This is a genomic window from Epilithonimonas pallida, from assembly GCF_900182975.1.
Classification (GTDB): domain Bacteria; phylum Bacteroidota; class Bacteroidia; order Flavobacteriales; family Weeksellaceae; genus Epilithonimonas; species Epilithonimonas pallida.
Map to the genome: position 1 here is coordinate 66262 of NZ_FXUO01000004.1, position 23891 is coordinate 90152.

The 23891-nt window shown below is 37.8% G+C and carries 18 protein-coding genes; 6 read left to right on the forward strand and 12 right to left on the reverse strand.

Translation table 11 applies throughout. The annotated features are described in order from the left end of the window. Positions 1-174 precede the first annotated feature (174 nt). On the forward strand, positions 175-822 hold the full coding sequence (locus QOL71_RS08645) for a DUF1349 domain-containing protein (RefSeq protein ID WP_283416535.1): 648 nt from the start codon (positions 175-177) through the stop codon (positions 820-822). A gap of 72 nt (positions 823-894) precedes the next feature. On the opposite strand, the gene ligA is transcribed toward QOL71_RS08645, so the two are convergent. Next, on the reverse strand, positions 895-2898 hold the full coding sequence (gene ligA / locus QOL71_RS08650; protein WP_283416536.1) for an NAD-dependent DNA ligase LigA: 2004 nt from the start codon (positions 2896-2898) through the stop codon (positions 895-897). A 220-nt stretch (positions 2899-3118) separates the two neighbouring features. On the opposite strand from ligA, the gene QOL71_RS08655 reads away from it, so the two are divergent. The 5 genes from QOL71_RS08655 (at position 3119) to QOL71_RS08675 (ending at position 8741) form a co-directional block, all read left to right on the forward strand. Further along, a complete protein-coding gene (locus tag QOL71_RS08655) occupies positions 3119-3865 on the forward strand; it encodes a glycerophosphodiester phosphodiesterase family protein (RefSeq protein ID WP_283416537.1) in 747 nt (248 codons plus the stop codon). Between the two features lie 228 nt (positions 3866-4093). Further along, complete coding sequence (locus QOL71_RS08660) at positions 4094-4807, forward strand: 3-ketoacyl-ACP reductase (protein ID WP_283416538.1); 714 nt, start codon at positions 4094-4096, stop codon at positions 4805-4807. A 209-nt stretch (positions 4808-5016) separates the two neighbouring features. Continuing rightward, positions 5017-6585, forward strand: coding sequence for a M20/M25/M40 family metallo-hydrolase (locus tag QOL71_RS08665; protein WP_283416539.1), 1569 nt, complete (start codon positions 5017-5019; stop codon positions 6583-6585). A gap of 170 nt (positions 6586-6755) precedes the next feature. Further along, positions 6756-7232 carry a T9SS type A sorting domain-containing protein gene (locus QOL71_RS08670; protein ID WP_283416540.1) on the forward strand — a complete coding sequence of 159 codons (477 nt, stop codon included), beginning with the start codon at positions 6756-6758 and terminating at the stop codon, positions 7230-7232. 18 nt (positions 7233-7250) lie between these two features. Beyond that, the gene (locus QOL71_RS08675) at positions 7251-8741 is read left to right on the forward strand and encodes a collagen-like domain-containing protein (protein ID WP_283416541.1); all 1491 of its coding nucleotides are present in this window, start codon (positions 7251-7253) and stop codon (positions 8739-8741) included. Positions 8742-8787: 46 nt separating this feature from the next. On the opposite strand, the gene QOL71_RS08680 is transcribed toward QOL71_RS08675, so the two are convergent. From QOL71_RS08680 to QOL71_RS08730, 11 genes are all read right to left on the reverse strand, one after another. Then, on the reverse strand, positions 8788-9093 hold the full coding sequence (locus QOL71_RS08680) for a hypothetical protein (RefSeq protein ID WP_283416542.1): 306 nt from the start codon (positions 9091-9093) through the stop codon (positions 8788-8790). A 347-nt stretch (positions 9094-9440) separates the two neighbouring features. Then, on the reverse strand, positions 9441-10253 hold the full coding sequence (locus QOL71_RS08685; protein ID WP_283416543.1) for a T9SS type A sorting domain-containing protein: 813 nt from the start codon (positions 10251-10253) through the stop codon (positions 9441-9443). 483 nt (positions 10254-10736) lie between these two features. Continuing rightward, complete coding sequence (locus tag QOL71_RS08690) at positions 10737-13007, reverse strand: beta strand repeat-containing protein (RefSeq protein ID WP_283416544.1); 2271 nt, start codon at positions 13005-13007, stop codon at positions 10737-10739. Positions 13008-13330: 323 nt separating this feature from the next. Next, entirely contained in the window at positions 13331-13828 is a 498-nt protein-coding gene (locus tag QOL71_RS08695) for a hypothetical protein (protein WP_283416545.1), read from the reverse strand. Positions 13829-14147: 319 nt separating this feature from the next. Then, a complete protein-coding gene (locus QOL71_RS08700) occupies positions 14148-14723 on the reverse strand; it encodes a hypothetical protein (protein ID WP_283416546.1) in 576 nt (191 codons plus the stop codon). A 454-nt stretch (positions 14724-15177) separates the two neighbouring features. After that, positions 15178-16641, reverse strand: coding sequence for a tetratricopeptide repeat protein (locus tag QOL71_RS08705; RefSeq protein ID WP_283416547.1), 1464 nt, complete (start codon positions 16639-16641; stop codon positions 15178-15180). A gap of 163 nt (positions 16642-16804) precedes the next feature. Next, the gene (locus QOL71_RS08710) at positions 16805-18928 is read right to left on the reverse strand and encodes a Tex family protein (RefSeq protein WP_283416548.1); all 2124 of its coding nucleotides are present in this window, start codon (positions 18926-18928) and stop codon (positions 16805-16807) included. Positions 18929-19205: 277 nt separating this feature from the next. Next, a complete protein-coding gene (locus QOL71_RS08715) occupies positions 19206-21491 on the reverse strand; it encodes a hypothetical protein (protein WP_283416549.1) in 2286 nt (761 codons plus the stop codon). Between the two features lie 294 nt (positions 21492-21785). Beyond that, positions 21786-21956: a lmo0937 family membrane protein gene (locus QOL71_RS08720; RefSeq protein WP_283416550.1), complete on the reverse strand. Its 171-nt coding sequence runs from the start codon at positions 21954-21956 to the stop codon at positions 21786-21788. 73 nt (positions 21957-22029) lie between these two features. After that, positions 22030-22953 carry an endonuclease/exonuclease/phosphatase family protein gene (locus QOL71_RS08725; protein ID WP_283416551.1) on the reverse strand — a complete coding sequence of 308 codons (924 nt, stop codon included), beginning with the start codon at positions 22951-22953 and terminating at the stop codon, positions 22030-22032. After that, positions 22954-23862, reverse strand: coding sequence for a magnesium transporter CorA family protein (locus QOL71_RS08730; RefSeq protein WP_283416552.1), 909 nt, complete (start codon positions 23860-23862; stop codon positions 22954-22956). Positions 23863-23891: the final 29 nt, after the last annotated feature.

The window sequence follows — 23891 nt, forward strand, 5'->3', positions numbered from 1 at the left end:
CAGAAATATTTAAAAGTTCATATTTTCTTATAATCCAAACTAATAACCATCTGAATTTCTTTTGTGTCTTTTGTGGTTTAATATAACTACTTGACATTGATGAGTGAAACGTCTTTGTGACGGTTACTGCATTGAATCAAACTAAAAAACTTTGCGTTTAAAATTATATTAATAATGAAGAAAATTATATTAGCATCAATTCTGATGTTGGCTCTTTTCCAAATAAAAGCACAATCTCTGGAAAAGATGACCTGGTTCAATGAGCCTTCCCAATGGGAAATCAAAGACAAAAAACTCACAATGACTGTCACGCCGCAAAGCGATTACTGGCGGATTTCGCATTACGGTTTCACGGTAGATGATGCGCCTTTTTATTACAGCACTTATGGCGGTGAGTTTGAAGCCAAAGTTAAAATCACCGGCGATTACAAAGCCCGATTTGACCAAATGGGACTGATGCTTAGAATTGATGAACAGAATTACATCAAAGCCGGCGTTGAGTTCGTTGATGGGAAATTCAATCTCAGTACAGTTGTAACACACAAAACCAGCGACTGGAGCGTAATTGTTTTGGAGAAAACGCCGCCATTTGTCTGGATCAAAGCCGTCAGAAGATTGGATGCTGTGGAAATTTTCTACTCATTCGATGACAAAGATTATGTAATGATGCGGAATGCTTATCTGCATGACAATATGCCTGTTCAGGTCGGTTTTATGGCTGCAAGTCCGGATGGCAATGGCTTCAAAGCGACGTTTGAAAATTTCTCTGTCAAACATTTGCCGGACCAGAGACGACTGGAATGGCTGAAGAAGAATCAATAGTTATAAACCACAAAAGTAACAAAAGATTTAAACATTCCTTTTGTGACTTTTGTGGTTTAATTATTTATATTCTTATCCAATCAAATCCAAAAACTGCTGTTCATCCAGAATCGTAATCGTTCCGATATCTTGGGCTTTTTTCAGCTTGCTTCCCGCTTTTTCGCCAACCACCAGATAATTGAGGTTTTTTGAAACGGCAGAGATGTTTTTTCCATTGTGTTTTTCCACCATTTCTTCTGCCTGTTCTCTTGTGAAAAGCGATAGCTTACCAGTGAATAGAAAAGTTTTTCCTTCCAAGACATTGGATAAAACTTCATTCGTGTTTTCGCCTTTTTCCAATTGAACGCCGTAAGATTTCAAACGCTCAATCATCAAGATGTTTTCAGAATTCTGGAAAAAGTCAGTGATGCTGACTGCGATTTTCATTCCGATATCTTCAACCTGGCAAAGTTCTTCCAAAGTCGCATTTTTCAATTCATCAATCGTAGAAAAATTCTTGACCAGTTTCTTCGCCACCGTTTCTCCAACGTGTTTGATTCCGATTCCGAATAATACTTTTTCAAATTGAACTTCTTTGGATTTTTCAATCCCGTCCAGAATATTTTGAGCAGATTTTTCAGCCATTCTTTCAAGTGGAAGAAGCTGCTCTTTTGTCAATGTGTAAAAATCAGCGGGATTTTCAACCAATTTTTCGCGATAAAGCTGCTCAATCGTTTCTCCACCAAGATTCTCGATATTCAAAGCTTTTCTGGAAACATAATGGATCATTCTTCCCACTACTTGTGGCGGACAATGCAGCTCATTCGGACAAAAATGGATCGCTTGGTCTTCGATTTTTACCAGTTCAGTTCCACATTCCGGGCAGTTTTTGATATACTCGATTGGGGTTTGCAAAAGCGTTCTCTTCTCAACATTTACACCCACAATCTTGGGGATAATTTCGCCGCCTTTTTCTACGTAAACAAAATCGTGCTCGTGCAAATCCAGTTTTTTGATAATATCTTCGTTGTGAAGAGACGCGCGCTTTACTGTTGTTCCAGCCAGCAGAACAGGCTTCAGATTCGCAACAGGCGTAATAGCGCCGGTTCTTCCAACTTGATAAGAAACGCTCAAAAGTTCAGTTTCCACCTTTTCAGCCTTGAATTTGTAAGCCATTGCCCAACGTGGCGATTTGGCTGTATAACCCAATTGTCTTTGTTGTTTTAATGAATTAACTTTCAAAACAATGCCATCAATTTCAAAAGGTAATTGGTGTCTTTCCGTATCCCAAAATATGATGAAATCTTTTACTTCATTCAATGTTTTACACAATTTCGCCTGGTCTTCCGAAACCCGGAAACCCCAGTTTTTGGCTTTAGCAAGGATATCCCAATGGGTATCTGCCGGAAATTCATCCGAAATATATTGATACAAAACGGCCGACAATCCACGTTTTCTCACCTCACCGGAATCCTGCATTTTCAGACTTCCACTAGCGGTATTTCTCGGATTCATAAACAAATCCAAACCTTCCTCTTCACGAGCTTTATTGATTTTATCAAAGTTTTTTCTGGTAAGATAAATTTCGCCGCGGATAAAAAATCTGTTAGGAAAATCACCTTTCAAGGTCAGAGGAACATCAGAAATCGTTCTTACATTATTAGTGATTTCATCACCCTGAAAACCGTCTCCACGTGTTACGGCCTGCGACAATTTTCCGTTTTCGTAAAGAATGGAAATCGAAGCACCGTCATATTTCAATTCGGCTACAAATTCTACAGGCTCATTAATTGTTTTGATGATTCGTTTTTCCCAGTCTTCTAGGTCGTCAAAATCATAGGAATTGTCGAGAGAATACATTCTGTACTGATGCTGGACGGTCGGGAAATTCTTTGTAATTCCGCCACCAACACGCAAAGTAGGAGAGTTGGCATCAAAAAATTCAGGATGCGCAGTTTCCAGCTCCTGCAGTTCTTTGAGTTTAGCATCGAATTCAAAATCAGAAATCGAAGGTTCATCCAAAATATAATAACTGTAATTATGCTGATGAAGTTCTTCTCTCAGGGATTCTATCTTTTGCTGAATGTTTTCGGACATTGGGAAAATTTATTTAAAGCAAAAATAACCAAAACATCAAAGTTTACAACCAAGAAATTTATAAATTTAGACACTTCGTGAGCCTCAGCCTGACAGCTGTTGTCACATTGATTGAAGCCTGTAGTGAGCTTGAACTATCGAAATGTCTAAACGCTGTCAGGCTGAGGCTCTCGAAGCCTTAATAATAATTGATTAAATTAGTCATCCTAAAAAAATGAAAATGAAGAAAGTATTTTGTAGTTTAACCCTTATCACGACTATGTTTATCAACGCTCAAACTCAGATTATCGCCCATCGCGGATTCTGGAATACACAGCCAAAAACTTCGGAAAATTCGATTCAATCCTTAGAAAATGCTCAAAAATTGAAAGTTTATGGTTCCGAATTTGATATTCATATGACCAAAGATGGAAAATTGGTTGTCAATCACGATGAACATCACGGGAAAATGGAAATCTCGGAAACTGATTTTTCCGATTTGAAAAAACTAAAATTATCCAACGGAGAAAAACTTCCAACCCTCAAAGATTACCTGAAACAAGGTAAAAAAGATTCTTCCGTCAAATTAATTATCGAAATAAAACCAACCAAATCCAAAGAACGTGAAAACGAAATCGTTACCAAAGTTCTGAAAACCATAAAAGAACTCGGACTCGATAGCCAAAGTGATTACATCTCATTCAGTCTTAATATTTGTAAAGAAATCAAGAAACAGAATCCGTCTGCCAAAGTTCAGTATCTGGAAGGCAATCTCTCGCCTCAGCAAATCAAAGCCGAAGGTTTGGACGGATTGGATTACCATTACAGCGTTTTCGAGAAAAATCCGACTTGGATTTCAGAAGCCGATTCGCTTGGTTTGATTACCAATTCCTGGACTGTAAATGATATCAAAATTTACGAAGAACTCAAAAATCAAGGAATCAATTTCATTACGACTAATATTCCTGACCAATTGAAAGACAAATGATTTATCGCAAAGACGCAAAAAATATTACAATTCAAATCTTATAAAGTCGCAAAGGAAAATTTGCGACTTTTTATTTCCTTTAAGATTAATTCAAATCGCGTCTTTGCGAGAAATCAATACAACCAATTGAATTCCTCAATGATAAACTTGTATTAAATCATAAGACTTTATTCGGATTTTAAACATGTGTTTGGTAATTTTGCACCTCGAAATTTAATGAAACAGATTATGAATTTAAAAGGTAAAAATGCCATTATCACTGGCGGTGGAAGAGGGCTTGGAAAAGCTGTAGCTCAGATTCTTGCCAATGAAGGTGTGAACGTTGGTATCACGGGAAGAAACGAAAATTATCTCAAAATAGCAGTTAACGAACTGAAACAAACCGGCGTGAAAGTAGCTTACGCGGTTTTCAGTGTTGATAACGAATTGGAAGTAAAAGCAGGAATCGAATCTCTGGCAAACGAATTAGGCGGAATCGATATTTTGGTCAACAATGCAGGAATCGGTGACTTTGGAAGCATCGAGGAAATGGCTTCGGATGTTTGGGAACAAGTGATTAAAACCAATCTTTTCGGCGTTTATTACACAGCCAAAGCGGTTTATCCGTTTTTGAAAGAAAAAGGACAAGGTGACATCGTGAATGTTGCTTCCACAGCAGGATTGAAAGGCGGGCCGAATATGTCGGCATACGCGGCTTCCAAAGCGGCTGTCGTTTCTCTTTCGCAATCGATGATGGCAGAATGGAGAAAGCAGAATATCCGTGTGATTACGCTGACACCGAGTACCATTGCTTCCGATATGAGCATCAATGGTGGTTTGACGGACGGTAATCCGGACAAGGTTCTTCAGCCGGAGGACTTTGCAGAGTGGGTGAGAGATATCCTGAAAATGAACCGCAGAGCAATGATTGCCAACGCATCTATTTTCTCGACCAATCCATAAAATAATAATTTGGGCAGCTTAATCCGCCTGTAGTTTATCCTGAACTTGTCGAAGGGCTCCCGCTCTTTTCACTACACTACGTTGCGTAAAAAGGAGCTCCGCTCAAGTCGGGCTGCATGCATTCTATGGTAAAATATAACGTCTCAATATTGAGGCGTTTTTTTATTCCGTGACATAATCCTTATCTTTATCGGAATCAAATAAAAGATATGAAGAGAAACTCATTTGTCACAATGTCTGCAATTTTCTTTGCAGCGCAAATCACTCTAGTCACTGCTCAAACCAAATCCGAAGAAAAACTCAATCCAATCGTTCAAAGTTTTGTCAACGAAGCCAATAACAATTCTCAGCTGGAAGATATGGCTTATGAACTTTTAGACGAAATCGGACCGAGATTGGTTGGAACACCTGAAATGTTAGCCGCTAACAATTACACAGCCGATAAATTAAAATCTTGGGGAATCGAAGCTAATCTTCAGCAATTCGGAACGTGGAAAGGCTGGCAACGCGGAACAACACACGTAGATTTGGTTTATCCAAGAACCAAAACCTTATCTGCAACCCAATTAGCGTGGAGTCCGGCAACTAAAAAAGCGGTAGAAGCAGAAGTGGTGATTCTTCCGAAAGTATCTTCCAAAACCGAGTTTGATAAATGGTTGCCTTCTGCAAAAGGTAAAATTGTTTTGATGGCGCAATATCAGAAAATCGGACGTTCAGATGAGCAAATCAAAGAATTTGCAACCCCCGAATTATATGACAAACTGAAAGCTGAAAAAGAACAGGCTAAAAAAGATTTCGCAGATTATATCAAGAATATAGGGTATGATAATACAACCTTGCCAGAAGCTTTAGAGAAAGCCGGAGCGGCAGGAATCGCCATTTCCAACTGGACAGGAATCCATAGCACCAATCGTATTTTCGGCGCTAAAACGAAAACAATTCCAATGTTCGACATCGATCTGGAAGATTACGGAATGTTGTACAGAATGGCGGAAAAAGGTGCAAAACCGAGAATCAAAGTGGATACACAATCCAAAGTTTTGCCGGAAGCTAAATCTTTCAACACCATCGGAATGATAAAAGGTTCAGAAAAGCCTAACGAATATGTGATTCTTTCCGCTCACCTCGATTCTTGGGACGGCGCACAAGGTGCGACTGATAACGGAACGGGAACTTTGACGATGCTGGAAACTATGAGAATCCTTAAAAAATATTATCCTAACCCTAAGAGAACTATCATTGTTGGACTTTGGGGAAGTGAAGAACAAGGTCTGAACGGTTCAAGAGGTTTTGTAGCTGACAATCCTGAAATTATCAAAGGTGTGCAGGCGGTTTTCAATCAGGATAACGGAACTGGAAGAGTAGTGGACATCAGCGGACAAGGTTTCAAAGATTCTTATGCCTACATCGGAAGATGGCTGGATGCTGCTCCTAAAAAAGTAAAAGACCAAATCAAATCGACTTTCCCGGGAATGCCTGGTGGTGGAGGTTCTGACCATGCTTCTTTCGTAGCAGCGGGCGTTCCAGGTTTTTCTTTGAGTTCGCTTAACTGGGGTTATTTCGGTTACACTTGGCACACGACCAAAGATACGTATGACAAAATCGTTTTTGACGAATTGAAGAATAATGTGATTCTGACCGCAACTTTAGCCTATATGGCTTCAGAAGATCCGGAATTCACCAGCCGTGAAAAGCGCATGATGCCGAATGATGATAAAGGTGCTGTAACCAAATGGCCGGAAGTGAGAGAGCCGAAAAGAAGTAGTAAAGACTATTAATCGGATATTGAAAGCGGCATTTTTGTCGCTTTTTTTATACCATTTCAAATAGTAATACATCAAAGATTCACTAGATTGATTTTAATATAAATTTATTTAATTACTAAAACGGATTTATTTTTATATTTGCTAAAAACCTGATTATTTTATAATCATAAAAATTAAAACCTATGAAAACAATAATTTGTCTATTTCTCTTGGGCGTCTCATTTCAAGGGTTTGCACAATCATCTATCAATTCATCAGGTATGTACGCATCCGGCGGCAGTGGCAATGTAGCATCCGCAATTGGACAAGTTTTCTACGAACCTTTTGGATCACCATCGGGTAGTGTGCATCCCGGCGTTGAACACGCTTACGAGATTTTGGAAACTTTGGGTATGGATGTTAGGGAAATAGGGCTTAATTTGAAGATCTATCCTAACCCTACACCGGATATTCTCTATCTGAATATCGATTTCAAAGATTTTAGAAAGTATAGTTTTGAGCTTTTGGATAATTCGGGGAGATCATTGATGATCAAGCCTGTGGGTTCGTCAACGGTTTCATTCTCGATGGGTTCTTATGCAGCGGGAGTTTACCTTCTTAAGGTTACGAAGAATGGAAAGTTGATCAAAATATTTAAAGTCATCAAATCAGACAAATAATTTAAAAATAATAACAATATGAAAAAACTCTCTTTTTTAGCCGTTTTCTGCGTGTCTGCCATGGCGCTTTCACAAACGCAGGATGCCATGAGTTATCAGGCCATTATCAGAAACTCTAATAATGATCTGATCAAGAATCAGAATGTGGGCATGAGATTTTCCATCATCAAGGGCTCCGCTTCGGGTACTGTCGTTTATTCGGAAACACAATCTCTGCCAGCCAATAACAATGGCCTTGTGACAGCGAAGATTGGAGCTGGAACTTTGGTGAGCGGTTCCTATTCTAACATTGATTGGGGAGCTGATACTTATTTTATCAAAACAGAAACGGATCCCACTGGATCTAATAATTATACCATATCCGGAACATCCCAGTTATTAAGCGTGCCCTATGCATTGTATGCAAAAAATTCGGGGAGCTCAATTCCTGGCCCTCAGGGTCCAAAAGGTGATACAGGAGCAACGGGACCTGCTGGAGCAATCGGGCCACAAGGTCCAAAAGGTGATACAGGTGCAACAGGACCTCAAGGAGTAGCAGGTGCACAGGGACCAAAGGGTGATACAGGGGCAACAGGACCAACTGGAGCAACAGGTGCTCAAGGACCTCAAGGTGCAACAGGAGCGCAGGGTCCAAAAGGTGATACCGGTGCAACAGGACCAGCTGGAGCAACAGGTGCTCAAGGACCTCAGGGCGCAACAGGAGCGCAGGGACCAAAGGGTGACACAGGTGCAACAGGACCTCAAGGAGTAGCAGGCGCAACGGGACCAAAAGGTGACACAGGGGCAACAGGACCAGCTGGAGCAACAGGTGCTCAAGGACCTCAGGGTGCAACAGGACCAGTTGGGCCTCAAGGACCTCAGGGAGCAGTTGGTCCGGTGGGAGCAACAGGTGCAACAGGAGCAACAGGAGCTACCGGTCCTGCGGGTAACGGGTTTGCAAATGGTTCTACAGGCGGGCAGGTTTATCTTACATCATCTTCGTCACCATATGCTCCACAAGTGCCACAGACCATGACAGGTGATGTGACAATAAGCAGCAGTGCTGCAACTTCACTTGCTGACAATGCGGTTAAGACTGCAAAAATTAATAACGGCGCCGTTACCATGGCAAAAATAAGCGCAACAGGAACTGCTGATTCCACTACATTTCTAAGAGGTGACGGACAATGGGCAACACCGAGTGGCGGCGGAGGAGGCAGTTTATCAGTAACAACTGTAAGTAGTAATATTACTTTGACTAATAACAATCAAATGGTCTATATCACAGGTAATTATACGGTTACGCTTCCAGCAAACCCAAGTAATGGGCTGACACTCTATATCTTTTCAGAAAATAAGAATACTACAATTGATCCTAACGGCAAGAAGTTCCGGCAGGGTGCAAATGACTATGGAGCTTCAAAAATATATGAGTTCGGTAAAGATAGTACTATTAACGCTACAAATGCTAATGTTGCAAACTCAATAGGCATGACTTTGATTTATAACGGGAAATGGTTTGTTTTCTAGTAAATCAATAGGATAATTAAAAAAGGTTAGCACACGCTAACCTTTTTTATATATTTCTAAACCTTTGATAATGATTGACCACTTCATATCTAGGAGAATGATTGGCATTATAAAATACCTCACTCCACAGGATACCAAGTATATACTCAAAAATTATGATATCCTTTACCCTGTTATTCTTAAAAATAAAAACGATTTCAGTCTTAAAAATATAATTTTTAGTCTGCTTGTAGATCCATATATCGTCATCCCAGGTTGTGTTTGGAACGCCATACAATACCATTAATGCTATTTTTGACCGATGAAGATATTTCCTAACCAATGCATCTATTTTCTTTAATTGTGCGTCCATATTAATAATTTATGTTGCAGTTCAGGTTATAACATTCATGAGAATGGAAAAGCCGTGCAGATTATATAATTATGATGATGGTTGAAAACTGCCCGGCAAAAAACACACAGGGTATGTATGCCTTTATGATTACATCATGCCTAAGTTATAAACCAACAGTTTTTGATGATTAATCAATATGATGATAAGATGATTAAAAAAAGCCGGGCAGAAGAAAATAATATATGATGAGGTCTGGTTTGTACTTTCCTTAAAATTGCCCGGCCAAAAACTATTTTTCAGGACTGTTTATAAGGTGCATAACCCCGGAACAGCATAGGTTTTACCGACTATGGGACATGAAACAGCTATTTCTTAATAAACTTTTGGCTCGATTTTTTACCTCCGGCTTCAGTAGAAAGGATGTAAATGCCCGATTGCAGGTTTTTTACATCAATTTTATTGTTATTCAGTTTTGAATTCACCTTTTTGCCGGTTATATCAAAGATTTCAGCTTGAGTAATTCCGGATACGGGCTGGATGTACAGAATGTCAGATACCGGGTTTGGATAGATCTTCACATTATCAGTTTTTGCAATATCAGATGTGGCAAGCAGAGGTTTCTGTATGATTTTTACACTATCAAAAAAGATATTTGCCTGGTTACTCTGTCTGGTCTGGAAGTACAGCCTGATATCCTGCCCTGCATAAGCCGACAAGTCAATTGTTTTTTGAAAAGCCGTCGCATTTATTGAAAATGTATCCAAGAAGACAGGAATTTGGGTACCTGTGCCTGTAAACAACTCATCTGCCGGTAATACATAGACAGCGTAATTAACATCCGTAGCGGTAAAAGAACTTTTTCCTATCAGGTAGGTCAGCGTATATGAGAATTGACCTGCCGGTATTGAAATTGTCTCCGTTTTTAAAGTTCCTCCATAATTGCCGGCCGTATTATTAACTCCCACTTGGAGTATGTTTCCGGAAAATCCGTAACTGTCGGTGAATGAATAATTAATAGTAAACCAGGTATTGAATGAACCTCCCGTACTTATAGTTTGCCAGTCTGGGGGTAACTGAAAGCTGGGTGTAGATTCAAAATCTTCCTCAAAAATTGTCGTTTGCGCATTAAGCTGTAACGTGGCACATACCAGTGCTGTAACAAATAATATTTTTTTCATAACATGATTGGTCTTCTCATTGAGTTTGATTAAAAACAACCGGACGAGAGAAGCACGTATTTTTTAATCCGGTTGTGCTGTTTAATATCTATGGATGATCGATCATTTTTTATATTTCATTGGGATGAAAACCGGGCGGCAAAAACACACATGAATAATGAAGAAAAAGCCTAAGAACGGTACCGCCCGGCCACATATTTATATTTTAATTCTTATATCTAATATCGCTGTACCCAATTTTAAATCAAAAAGCTGTGACACATTGTACTATTGTTTACACATTGTAAGTTCGCTTTTTGTCTCAATTATTAAAAAAAAGCCGGGCAGCAAAAACAAAAAAATGATGGTGAAAAAAAGCTATGTAAATGCAATGCCCGGCCAAAGGTCTATGTTTATTTTAATTCTTGTGTTTTAGATTGTGATTAAACCTTGCTGAAGCTCCGAAGAACCCCGACAAATAAAAATACAAGCGGATGTTGCATATTATTCTACCGGAACAGCTACGATATCCAGTTGGTCAAGACCACCTAGTCCAAAAGTCGCTTGCACCCCGATGCCATCAGTATTATACACATATACTTGTGCACCAAGCACTACGGTATGGGAACCTGTATTCATCAAAACCGTCCTGCTCTTCCCAAGGTTAAAATTTCCCGTTGCAGTATAAGTGGTATTTCCATTTGAATAGCTCATACCGGTCGCTGATAGATTTGAACCATCCAGGCTTACCCAGGCTTCCAGCTTTTTGGAGGCATCGTCTGATAAATAATTACCGTTATAATCCGTAATGTTACCCACACTTACATCATAGGAAATGGTAACAAGGGATTTTTTGCTGAGTGTAAATGTTTTGGTTAGCAGGTTAACACTTACCCCATTACCGCCTGTACTGTTCCTTTGCCTGATGGTTTGTGTTGCAGTAATGGCATCCGCGCCGTCTGTACCAGCAATTACGACAGGCAGAGAAGGTACATAAGCCAGCGTTCCCAACACCCCGTTGGCATCAGCAACCACGGTTTTGGTAGCAGTAAAGGTCTGGTTTTGCGTTGCCGAAGCGGTGCCGCCCGATGTGGTATAGATGGCGTTAGCAGTACCATTTGCGGGAAGATTTCTAAGCCTTGTATTACCGGCTACATCCAATGTTTCTGTGGGTGTAGTGGTTTTGATCCCGATGTTGCCTGCCGGTGCTGTGGTAGAACCACTAAGCCCCGTCCCGAAGATGGCATTGCTGATATTGAGCTGATTACTTGCCGTAATATTTGGAAGATAAGTATCTGCACCTATAAGCGTATTGTTATCACCGGATAAGGTCTCCTGCACACTTTTGAAGCCTGCACTGTTGCCAAAAAAGGTGTTTTTGTTGCCGGTTACCAGGCGTCCTGCATCTGCCCCGACAATGGTGTTGTTAGCCCCTGCTCCTACTGCAATTGACAAAGTTCCGCTATAAGCATTGGCACCTACGGCAACGTTGTTGCTTCCAAAACTTGTGGAGGATTGATACATCGTCTGATAGCCCAGCATTGTATTATTATCGGCTGTTTTAGAAGAATTTCCTGCTCCCTGTCCTAAAGCCGTATTATTATTTCCGGTTGTGTTATAGCCAAGTGCAGAAGTACCTACAGCAGTATTATCATTACCTGTTGTATTGCTCCAAAGTGAGCTTCTTCCAACACTTGTATTATAACTTCCAGTTGTATTAGCAGGAAGAGTCCAGTGACCTACCGCTGTATTCTCTTCTCCTGTTGTATTGATAGCCAATGCGTTTTTACCAAAAGCGGAGTTATCATCACCTGTCGTATTAGCAGCAAGCGCATTATAACCGAAAGCAGAGTTATTGCCACCCATTGAATTGGCAATAAGTGCCTGATAACCGAAAGCAGAATTGTAGCTACCTGTTGTATTGGCAGTAAGGGCTTTAAAGCCAAAAGCGGAGTTGCTGTCTGTGGTATTGTTCATAAGTGCAAAGTGCCCAAATGCAGAGTTACCTATACTTGTGGTATTCTTGAGAAGCGCATTATAACCAAAGGCAGAATTAGCATTACCTGTAGTATTGCCACTAAGAGCATTTCCTCCAAAAGCAGAGTTATTGCCACCAGTCGTATTGCCTGACAAAGCCCCACTACCAAAGGCATTGTTGGAAAATCCGGATGTATTGGATCTAAGCGCATTTGCTCCAAAAGCAGAGTTCTCATTTGCGGCATTCACCATAAGTGTACCTGTTCCAAAAGCAGAATTACTACTACCAGCACCACTCCAAAATGCCTGTACCCCGAAAGCGGTATTTTGGGTACTTAATAAACCTGACATATCCTTGTTTCTTTTAAATATGATGTCTTGGTTATCCGTAGTTCCAATGAAGTTGGTTCCAGGTGTGGTTCCTGCGTTTCCGGTGGTATGCCAGTCGTCTGTTTGTGCAGCTGCTGCTCCGCTGCTCACCTTTTGCCATACCGTCCCGTCGAAATAGAAATAGCCTACAGCAGTAACATTTACTGTTTTTGTAGTAGTGGCTGCCGGCAATAATGCTTCGGTAACATAAACGATAGCGCCGGTTTGTGGTGTGCTGTAAAGAGCATCTTTGGCTTTCAGCTCAGAGCCTTTCAGCCTTGGCGCAATAAATCCGTCTGTTTTAGTTACATCTGCGGGAGTTGCCACAACATCTAATGTAGCTTTTGGTGTGTCGGTATTAATACCTACTTGTGAATAGGCAATGCCGGAAACTAATAATGCTCCTAAAAGAATAACATGTTTTTTCATCTGTTTTTAAAAAATTGATTTTGAACCTGAACAGTCTTTAAAAAAACTGCCAGGTTCTTGTGTTAAGTTTGTATTTTGATAGTTTTTCAGGCTTTTCCGGTGCAGATTCTACCCCAGAGCCTTATTTTTGACGTCCGGAGATCCTTTTTTGTGATCTTTTACCTGAACGTTGCGGTTCTCAGCCTCAAATTTTAGATCATAGACCCTCTTTTTTCAGGTTTTGAACCTCATTTTTGATATTTATAAGCTCATTTTTGACGTTACAAACCTCAAATTTGGGGTCTTGCCACCCCAACGATGGAGTGGGGAACGTCAAATAAACCTTATTCTTCTGGCATAGCAGGATTTTCCGTACCATTGCTTCCGCTTCCTGTACGGGAAAAGAACTGACCGATCTCCTGCTGCTTGGTATGAAAACCTGTGCTGCCTGCATCATTTCGGTATCGGGCGTACTGGTAGTCAGTAAGAGATACCTGATAATTGTCCCAGTCGTGGAGGATCTTGGCATTGTCCAAACCGCGCACAAGCTCATTGAGCTGCTCGCTTAGGTTTTGGAGAAAGCTGCGGCTGCTGTAATCCTTTTCGAACTCCTGCCAGTCTATTTCCGGGCTGCTGAGCTGAGGCTGCGCATCGCGGTAATCTTTTATCTTGTTGACCATCAGCTTATTCTGCTCGTTGATGCTGCCATACTGTTGACGTTCTTCTGCAGTAAGGGTGGCGAGCTTACCGGATAATAAGGTTTGTAATGTTTGCATTGCTGCTTTGATGTCGGCTTCTTCCGCCTGAGAAAAATGGCGGCTCTCAAAATTTAAAAATGGCATAAAATATCGTATTTTTATGTGTTGATAATTTTTTTCAAACTCTTCTGTAAGTATTAAATAACCAATGATTTAAAGGAGTTTAAATGAATCTATAAGCTGTGATTTTAAAGCCTGCCGAGTATCCGAAGAGCCCCGGTAAGACAGGCAGAAGAAATGGGTCTATATTAGCATTAAAAAATTATCATCTGCCTTATCCTGATTTTTGCATGTGTCAATCTGCTAACATTAGTATAATATAAAAGGATAGGTACAAAAGTTTCCTTTCCGCAATAAAATTATTGTTGCGACTGAAATACGTAAAACCTGTGTTAATAATCTTTTATGCTTGCAGAGCAGGCGGTGGACGGGAACTAAATGCAGAATGGGTTATGTTGTACCTGTGATGGTTTTCCGTACTAAAAGTATGTCCGGAATAGACTAAAGTGAGGAAAAAGCCGGCAAATGCATTCTTAGCAACCAGAGCTTTTTGTGATGTGTATTCCTGCCTGTTGAATGAAATACCAAAATCCCTATAGCCGGACATCTCAAAAACAAAATTATTGTCCTGATTCCCGGTTTTGAAGACTGTGTCTTGTGATGCAGGTATTTTCCTGACTTCTGTTTTTGGATTCTTTTTACCTGCCTGCTTTTTCAGAATCTTAGCTTGTACGGCAATTTTCTTTTTGGGGTTTTCAGGTGTGTCAGGTATTGTTATCTCATGTTCGGCTGTAATTTCAGCTTCCTGCGGATCTTGTATATATATTTTTGCCCCGGCTGAGACTGTGATATTCTCCATCCCGGAAACAACAACCTGGCTATAGAATAAGCTACTAATGTTAAACAGAAACAACAGCGCTATTCTCCCGGAATATTTCGGAAGATAATTGGAGCAGATAAGTTTCTTAAAAAATTTCAATGTAGCACTGTTATAAAAACAGAGGTGAAAGAAAAATCAAGTATACAATTGAATTATGAAAAATTAGTAATTCAATTGCTCAATACTATACTTGATTACAAAATCTAATTCCGATCACCTGTGTGTTTTTGTGTTTATGCTGCAAATGAATAAAAACATTACTAATTTCCGAAAAAACACCTTACCACATAGTTACCACACGATTTTAATTAATTGATAATCATTGGATTGTGTTTTAAAACAAAAAAAATTGGAAAAAATAAATCTTAAAAAAAATCGACAGGATAATTTAATTTTTGGGATGTGTTACCTTTGTTTTTAATATTAATAAACAGAACTTCCAGTACAAAATTTTGCCTGAAAAAATTACCCGGGTTTTTGTTTTTTCCAATTTAATCTATACGCAAAAGCTTAAAAATAAAAGAGCCGAAATAATATCCCGGCTCTTTCATTTTTAAATCTTATTCATCCATAAATAGATGTCTTCATCCGAAGGAATATCCAGTCTTTTTCTAATCCTGTTCTTCCTGTTATAAACAGCTTTAGGTGTTACAAATGTATAGGTAGCAATATCTTTGGTAGAGAAATTGAGCTTGAGGTAAGCGCAAAAGATTAACTCTGAATTGAGAATGTCCGGACATATCTGCTGAAGCTTATTACAAAAATCCGGGTAAACCTCTTTGAAACGTCCCAAAAAAGCAGAATCGTTATTTTTTGCAAGCAAAGCTACCTCCTCGAAAGAATCATTTACTTTGGATTTCAAATCATTAAGCTCGAAATCTTTTTGTTGGATGATCTCTTTTTTTTCTAATTGTGCTTTCTTTTCCTTATTGTATTTTTTTACAAGATACCAGGAAATAAAAAGTAAAATGATAATAATACCTCCTATAATCCAGTACAGGCGTTTTTTATCTGATTCGGATTGCTTTTTTAGATCTTCCTTAATATTTTTATTAGCTAACGCCGCACTTTCTTTATTGACAACATTGATGCTGTCAGACAAAAGAGATAATTTTTTAGCATAAAGCAAAGCCTTATCTTTATCCCCCGACTCACTATACATATCAGAAAGTGTCTGATATAAAGCTTTCAAAGCCGCAGGGTCGCCAAACTTAGATGATAATTTTTCCGCATTGTTATAATAATAAAAAGCACTATCCTGATTCTTTTTTTCACGATGTATCTGCCCTATGGTCTGGAACAGGTAAGCTTTTGATTCATCAGTTATATTTTTTATTGCTAATGCTTTAAAAGAATAATATTTAGCGGAATCCAGTTTTTTTGCTTCAAAAAAACTGGTGCTTATATTAATATAAGTGCTTCCCAGGAAAAGATTTCTATCAGTTTCGTTTTTAATTTTTTTAAATTCGGGTATTGACTTTTTAAGGTAAAATCGTGCAGAATCCTCGGGTTTTTTCATCTCTATACAGAGTGCATATTTAATTTGAAAACCCTGCCCCAAAAACCGAAATTTCGAATCATTATCTTTTAGCTTTTCTGCCATATGCATTGATTTACCAATTGCCACCTGCGCATCATCATACAAACCTAAACTTGAAAAAGCTAGAGATTTACTCTGAAGGGCTTTAATTTTATATTTGATATTTTCCGGATTTCTTAGCGGCAGATTTTCTGTCTTTTCAAAGTAAGGGAAAGCTCTTTTGTACTGTCCTTTCAGCATACACCAATTGGTTATTTGCATCAAAGACCTATACATCCCTTTTTCGAAATGAATCTTTTCTGATTCTTTATATAAATTACTGAGAAAACTTATATTTTTTTCCAGACTCCAATCATTTGGTTTTTCATTAGTTGTAATGAGAGAGTCTATTTGTTTTGGTGTATAATGGTTCTGGGCCGACAAAAATGGATAGAAGAATAAGGTACAAAATAATATAATACCATGTCGAATCAGCATAATATTGTTTAAATATATTTTGTTTTTCAAATCATTTGTTATTAAGTATTCGATGCAAAAATAGAATATATTTAAATATTAATTTAATATTACGATAAATATCTACAAGCTTTTAAATTATTAATAAATATTTTACTGTTTATAATGATTGTGTTAAGAGCAATTATAAAATCATACTCAGCTGGATCCTTTTTCTTGCTTCGTCTACTTCTGTAACCTTAACCTGGACGTGCTGATGCAGCTTTACCACTTCATTTACATCGGATACAAAGCCATCTTTCAATTGAGAAATATGAACCAAGCCACTTTCCTTGATTCCCAAATCCACAAAACATCCGAAAGCAGTAATATTATTGACAATTCCCGGTAGGATCATCCCGGGTTTTACATCTTTGATGGATTTTACATTGGGGTCGAATTCAAAAACTTTCGCTCCTTTTCTTGGGTCTAATCCCGGTTTTTCTAATTCTTTCAGAATGTCTTTGATTCCAAGAATTCCGATATCATTAGTTACATATTTTTCAGGATTGATGGAAGCTATTTTCTCTTTATTCGAAATTAAATCTTCAGTTTTTAAGCCGAGATCTTTTGCCATTTTTTCAACCGTTTTGTAAGCTTCCGGATGAACGGCTGAATTATCCAAAGGATTTTTCGCATTCTTGATTCTAACAAAAGCAGCGGCTTGCTGATAAGCCTTTTCTCCAAGTCTTGGAACTTTCTTCAGATCTTTTCTTTCGGTGAAAGCGCCATTTTCTGTTCGGAAATTAACAATATTCTCCGCCATTTTTTCTCCGATTCCGGAAACGTAACTTAATAATGATTTACTAGCTGTATTCAGATTAATTCCAACCGAATTGACGGAACGAATTACAGTATTGTCCAGCTCTTCTTTTAGTTTGGTTTGATCCACATCATGTTGGTATTGTCCGACGCCAATAGATTTAGGATCGATTTTTACTAATTCTGCCAAAGGATCGGCCAATCGTCTTCCAATGGACACAGCACCACGAACGGTCACATCATAATTTGGAAATTCATCCCGCGCGATTTTACTGGCTGAATAGACCGATGCACCTGCTTCTGAAACCACAAACACCTGAATCGGCTTATCAAATGCAATTTTCTTGATGAAGAATTCGGTTTCCCGGCTGGCTGTCCCATTTCCGATAGAGATGGCTTCAATATTATAAGCATTAACCATAGAACGAATTTTTTTCATCGCCATTCCAGTTTCGTTTTGCGGAGCGTGCGGATAGATATTCTCGTTGTGCAAAAGATCACCTTTTTCATCAAGGCAAACGACTTTGCAACCGGTTCTGTAACCGGGATCAATGGCTAAAATCCTTTTTTCTCCCAAAGGCGAGGCGAGAAGTAATTGTTGAAGATTCTCAGAGAAAACCTCAATCGCTTTGATATCTGCTTTTTCTTTGGCTTCCTGAAGCGCTTCATTGGAAAGAGCCGGCTCTAACAATCGTTTGTAAGAATCGGCTATTGCTAATTCTATTTGTTTTGAAGATGAATTATTACTTTTGATAATAGCATTTCCTATCAGGTCAAGCGCTTCATCTTTTTCAATATCAACAGACGTTTTTACAAAACCCTCATTCTCTGCACGGAGCATTGCCAGCAGACGGTGCGATGGAATCCTGTTCAAAGCTTCCTGCCATTCGAAATACTGTGAGAATTTCTGAGCTGTTTCCTCATCTTTTTTTGCTTTGACCACCTTAGAAGAAATAACGGCTTTTCTCTGGAATAATCTTCGAAGATTTTTACGAACATAAAGATTTTCATTAATCCATTCCGCAATAATATCTCTTGCACCTTGCAAAGCTTCATCTTCATCGGCAACATTTTGATTAACATATTTTGAAGCGATAAAATCGATGTCATCAGAACGTTGACTCATAATAATCTTGGCCAAAGGTTCCAGTCCTTTTTCTCTTGCTGTATCGGCTTTTGTCTTTTTCCTTTTTTTGTAGGGCAGATAAAAATCTTCCAGTTCCTGAAGGTCAAAACTTTGTTCTATCTTTTGCTTCAATTCAGGCGTCAAAGCATTTTGTTCATCGATGGATTTCAGGATACTTTCTTTTCTTTTGATGACGTCTTCAAACTGCTTATTCAGCTTGAAAATATTTTCAATTGCGACCTCGTCCAGATTGCCTGTTTTATCTTTTCTGTAACGTGCAATGAAAGGGATGGTACAATCTTCGGAGAAAAGCTGAAGCGTACTGTCTATCTTTTTGGTAGGGATATTTAGTTGCTTTTGTATAAAGTCTGAAGCCTTCATTTCTTGATTTTGAACAGCGAAAATAGTGTTTTTTAGCTGTTAATAATCGAAAATTAAATAAATCAGGAAGCAATATTATTTTCTACGTTTTTTCTTTTCTCTTAATAAAGTGATGAAAAGCATTGCGATTAAAATGATCGGTCCAAATAATTCTAATCCGAATGAACCAAAAATAGTTAGCGTTGACATAATTGAATATTTAGCCAAAGCTAAAATGATTTAGTCATTCGGTTTTAGGTAGAAATACGGATTTTGTAAAAAATATAGATTTGGTGACTTAATTCAATATTGAATCAGAAAAAACAGGAAGCTGTTTTTCATCATCGAATCCGGTAATAATGACTCTGTTTTGCTTTGCAGAATCATTATTGTAAAATTCTACTTTTGCTGATTGGTCTAAAGGTAATTTCGGATTCCAATACAGATTAATTCGGTTATCAATCAGGTTTTTCAGAGAATCATTACTGTAAAAAATGTTTTTGTAAAAGTCTGGCTTGTCATAGCCTTTCAATATGAAAAATTTAAGTCCAGTCATCGATTTCATAACTTCGCCGGAACCTGTGTTTCCATTTTTAGTATAAATTAAAATGGCGCCATTCGAATTACCAAATCCACCAAAGAAATCATCTTTCACAACCTTGATCATTGCAATATTCGAAATATTAAAACCTCTTAGGATCTCCAATTCCGTTTTGACTTCATCCAGATAGATATCCACTTTTTTATTTCTCATCAGAACATCTACATCTGCGCCATCCCTTTGAATCTGAAGTCCGGCAACCCGACCTTCCAGCCACAATAGAATATCGGGAGAACCAGTTGCTAAAGACTTATCGTTCACAAAGTCAAAAATGGTTTCTGATGCACTTTGAAACATCGGACTACTGAGTTCGTCATTCAGTTTTTCTGTTGGTGATTGTTTTTTTGCAATCAGTTTTACTTCTTCTATATCGGTTACTTTTTCATTCAGTTTTTTTTGAAACTGACTGTTTTCTATGGCAAGTGAAGCTTCGGAAGTAAGAGCATCATTTGGATTTCGTTTTACTAGAATAAAATCACTTTGCGGTAATTCTTTTTTCAAAGGAACAAATGAAACTTTCGGAATAATAACAGCATCCGGATTATCAGCATTTAATTGATAATAAATCTTCTGAGGTTCATAAAAAGCCATATTTTTCAGGCTAAGGTCACCATTGTTATCTGTTATAACAGTCAATAATTTTGAACCCGATTTATCACCTTCAAACATCAGATTGATATTGGTATTTTTTACAGGAGCGCCATTGGAAGTGATTCTGACATTATATGAAATATATTTTTCAGGTTGATTTTTGATGACTGGAAATTTACCGGAGATAATATCCTTCCAATTGAAACGCTTCCACTTTTCAGAAATCAATAATGCATCCAGTGCATCCGTATTCCTGTTATCGGAAAAATATTGAACCGGCTGTTCAATCGTATCCGTGAAATCTCCTGTGAGCCAGAATGCGCTTAAGATATTTTCTTTTTGATTAAATTTTGATTGGTCATAAACTGCAACCGATACATCATAAATATTGCTGTCTGATTTTATATCAAATGAGTTTAAACTTTTAGGATTTAAATTCTTTGAAATCGATTGCACTACTGGTTTTAAAAAATTCAGTTTTTGAGGCTGAATAAAACAAAGTCTTTGAGCAACCACATTTTCCTTTTCATCGAACAAAGTAAACTGAAGAATGCCGTTAATTAATTGATTAGCCGGAATCGAGAAAACTTCATCATTGGAATTTTTCCTGATGCGGGCTTTGTAAACGAAACGGTTACCGATAGTTGCGATAATTTTATAATAACCGGATTCATCAGCAATGTTGTTAGATTTAATTTGATATTCGATTTTGTCAGCTAAGCTTTTCACTTGGAGATTAATTCCACTTTCAGCAACTTGTGGCAAATCTATCTTTTGATTTTTTCCATTATTATCTGTAATAACTACCTGATATTGTTTATCTTTCTGTGGCGTCATAAAGAATGATCCTACATTCTGATCAAAGCTTTCAAAATCAGCAAGATGAGCATTGGGTTTATCTTTATCAATTATATAACCGTTCCAGTTTTTTGGTAAAGTTCCCCCGGATTGTAAACGAACAGCAATTTTAGTATCAATACCGGCAACAAAAGTTCCACTTTCCGGAAAGACAGAAACTGACCAATCTGCATTATCATTTTTGATTAATTTCTCGGGAGAATTGGGGTTATAAACAGCAAACGATTTCATAAACTGAAAGTCTTCACTAAAATTCGTCATCCAGATTGTGTAAGCTCTTACATAATAGATATTTTCTTTCAGATTGTCTGCTAATTGAAAATTACCATTTCCTTCACTATTATAAAGTGGAAGCATTTTTTTATCAATCAGTTTTTTGCTGCTGTCATACAGCTCTACAAAAAGTGTTGTGGAAACATTGGACTTGCTGTAACCGTCAAATACAAAAGCTTTGAACCAAATATTATCTCCTGCAGCATAGCTATTCTTATCAAACATCAGATACACTTTTTCCTGTGGAAAGTTTTTATCCATATTTTGAATGGCTTGCTCGGCTTTATCCTGTGAAAAACCAGATAGCGAGAGAAACAGAAAAAATGCAAAAATACTTTTGCAAACAAATCTTTTGGAAAAATATAGCATTATGTGTATGATTTCTTCATAAAATAAAAATACAAATGTTATATGGTCTAAAATGTATTTTCCCTTTGATTAACGCAATTTTATAACAGATTAAAATTTGCTTAATTCTTGTCATAAAATAAAAATGTCTGAATAAATTCGTGGAAATTTAATCAGACAATAATTTTAGTTTAAGTGGTAAAATATTTAATCCAAAGGCTTTCTTCCTGAGATAATATTAAATAACACCACAACAATGGCAATTACTAATAATACATGAACCAGATATCCGGTACTCATTCCCGGGACTACGCCCAACATTCCTAAAAGCCATACAATAATACAAATGACTGCGACTAACCATAATAGATTTCTCATAACATTAAATTTTTTAGTGATTTAATAACCTATAAGCATAATCTATGCCTTTCATTTTCGAATCAATAAAAATTTATGACAGGGATTTTCCTATTAATTTTAAAATGACAGGAAAATGATCGCTGTAACCGCCCACATATCGGGAACCGGAGTATGTTCTGAAAGGATAATTATTATTTTTATTGTTTTTGTTTCTCAGTCGTGGCGAATTATAGATTTCAGCTTTTATAGACCGAAGACTGAATTGCTCAATAAGCTGTTTTTCCGGATAAATGATCTGGTCAAAGCAAACGCCTTTTTTACCGTGATAAGTTGAAAATTGATTTGCATTGAATAGGCTTTCAAAAGGATTATTCAGAACTTGCTTACCATTTTTATCCAAAAGTAATTCTTGTACAGCTTCATTATCTGGGTTTTCATTGAAATCGCCCATCAAAACAATAGCTTCTCCTTTATCAAATAATTCCTGAAATGTTTCTTTAAGCTTTTCAATAATAAAATTCCGTTGATCTTTTTTAGCATCCTGATTTCTTTTGGAAGGCAGATGAATAACAAAAATATGAAGCTTTTTTTCTTGGTATAAAAATTCTGTTTGCAAAATATCACGGGTATCAAACTTTTTCTCCTTGTCTAATTGGAACTGTAAAGTTTGATATTTCAGTAAAGTGAATTTCTTTCTATCAAAAAGTAAGGCCACACTCAGATTACGCGAGTCTTTGGAAGATTGATAGATGATTTCGTAATCGTTTATTGGGGAATTTTCGTTGGTTAGATCTTCCAGAACTGACTTTGCACCAATCTCAGCCAATCCAATTATAGAAGGCAACTGTTCATAATCTTCTTCAATAGATTGAAAAATATTGGAGATTTTTCTGACTTTCAGACGGTATTTATAATCATCCCAGTTATATAAACCGGAATGATAAGTTCCGACAGAATCCTGATCGGACGGATAAAAATTTTCTACGTTGTAAAAAGTCAGCAATTCTATATCCATCTAGCCTTGCCATTTTTTTCTTCGCATATAGATGAAGGTAATAATTACCACCAAAGCCATCAATCCCAAAGTAAAATAATAACCATGCTTATGGTGCAGTTCCGGCATATTATCGAAGTTCATTCCGTAGATGCCCGCAATAAATGTAATTGGTAAAAAATAAACCGAATAGATAGCTAAAAGTTTCATTACCTGATTGGCTTTTTGATCGGAAAGTGCTAAAAACATGGAAATAAGGTTAACAGTCTGCGCATTGACGTGGTCAAAATCTGCAATCACATCCTTTTGTTTGTCCAGTAAATCCATTACTTCCACTTCTTCCAGATCCAGCGTTTTGAATTTGGTGATCCATTCACCTGATATGTTCAGGATTCTAGTATTGAGACCGGATTTTCTTTTCAGCTTGTAAAGACGTCTGATCTGGTTGGTATGATTGGTCGTTTTCAGGAAAATCTCGTTTTCCATAGCATCCATTACTTCGAGTAGATTGCGGCTCTCATCATCAAAAGTCTTGATGATTCTTAATGCCAGTTTAAGCGCGAGATGATCTCTGGTGACATTGTCCGGATTTTCTTTTTTCAGTTCCTCGCACACCTCATGGATGCTTTTGCTCTTCGTCCTGTGTGTTGTGATGATCAGTTTCGGAAGCAGAAAGATTCCAAGTTTGCTGCTTATATCACTAATGTTATTCAAAGTTCGACGTTCCAAATCTGTTGATTCCCGGGCCAGAAAAAATTTGACATCGCCAACTTCTTCGTATTTTGGAAGATGGTTAGGATCTATGGTATCTTCCAGCAAAAGATAATTGATATGATAACGCTCGTGCAAAAACCGGAGGTCTTCTTCCGTTGGTGCGGTTACATCAATCCATTCCCAGTTGGCGGTTTTATATTTCTGTTCTATAGGCATATAACAAAACTAAATAAAATCTCTATATC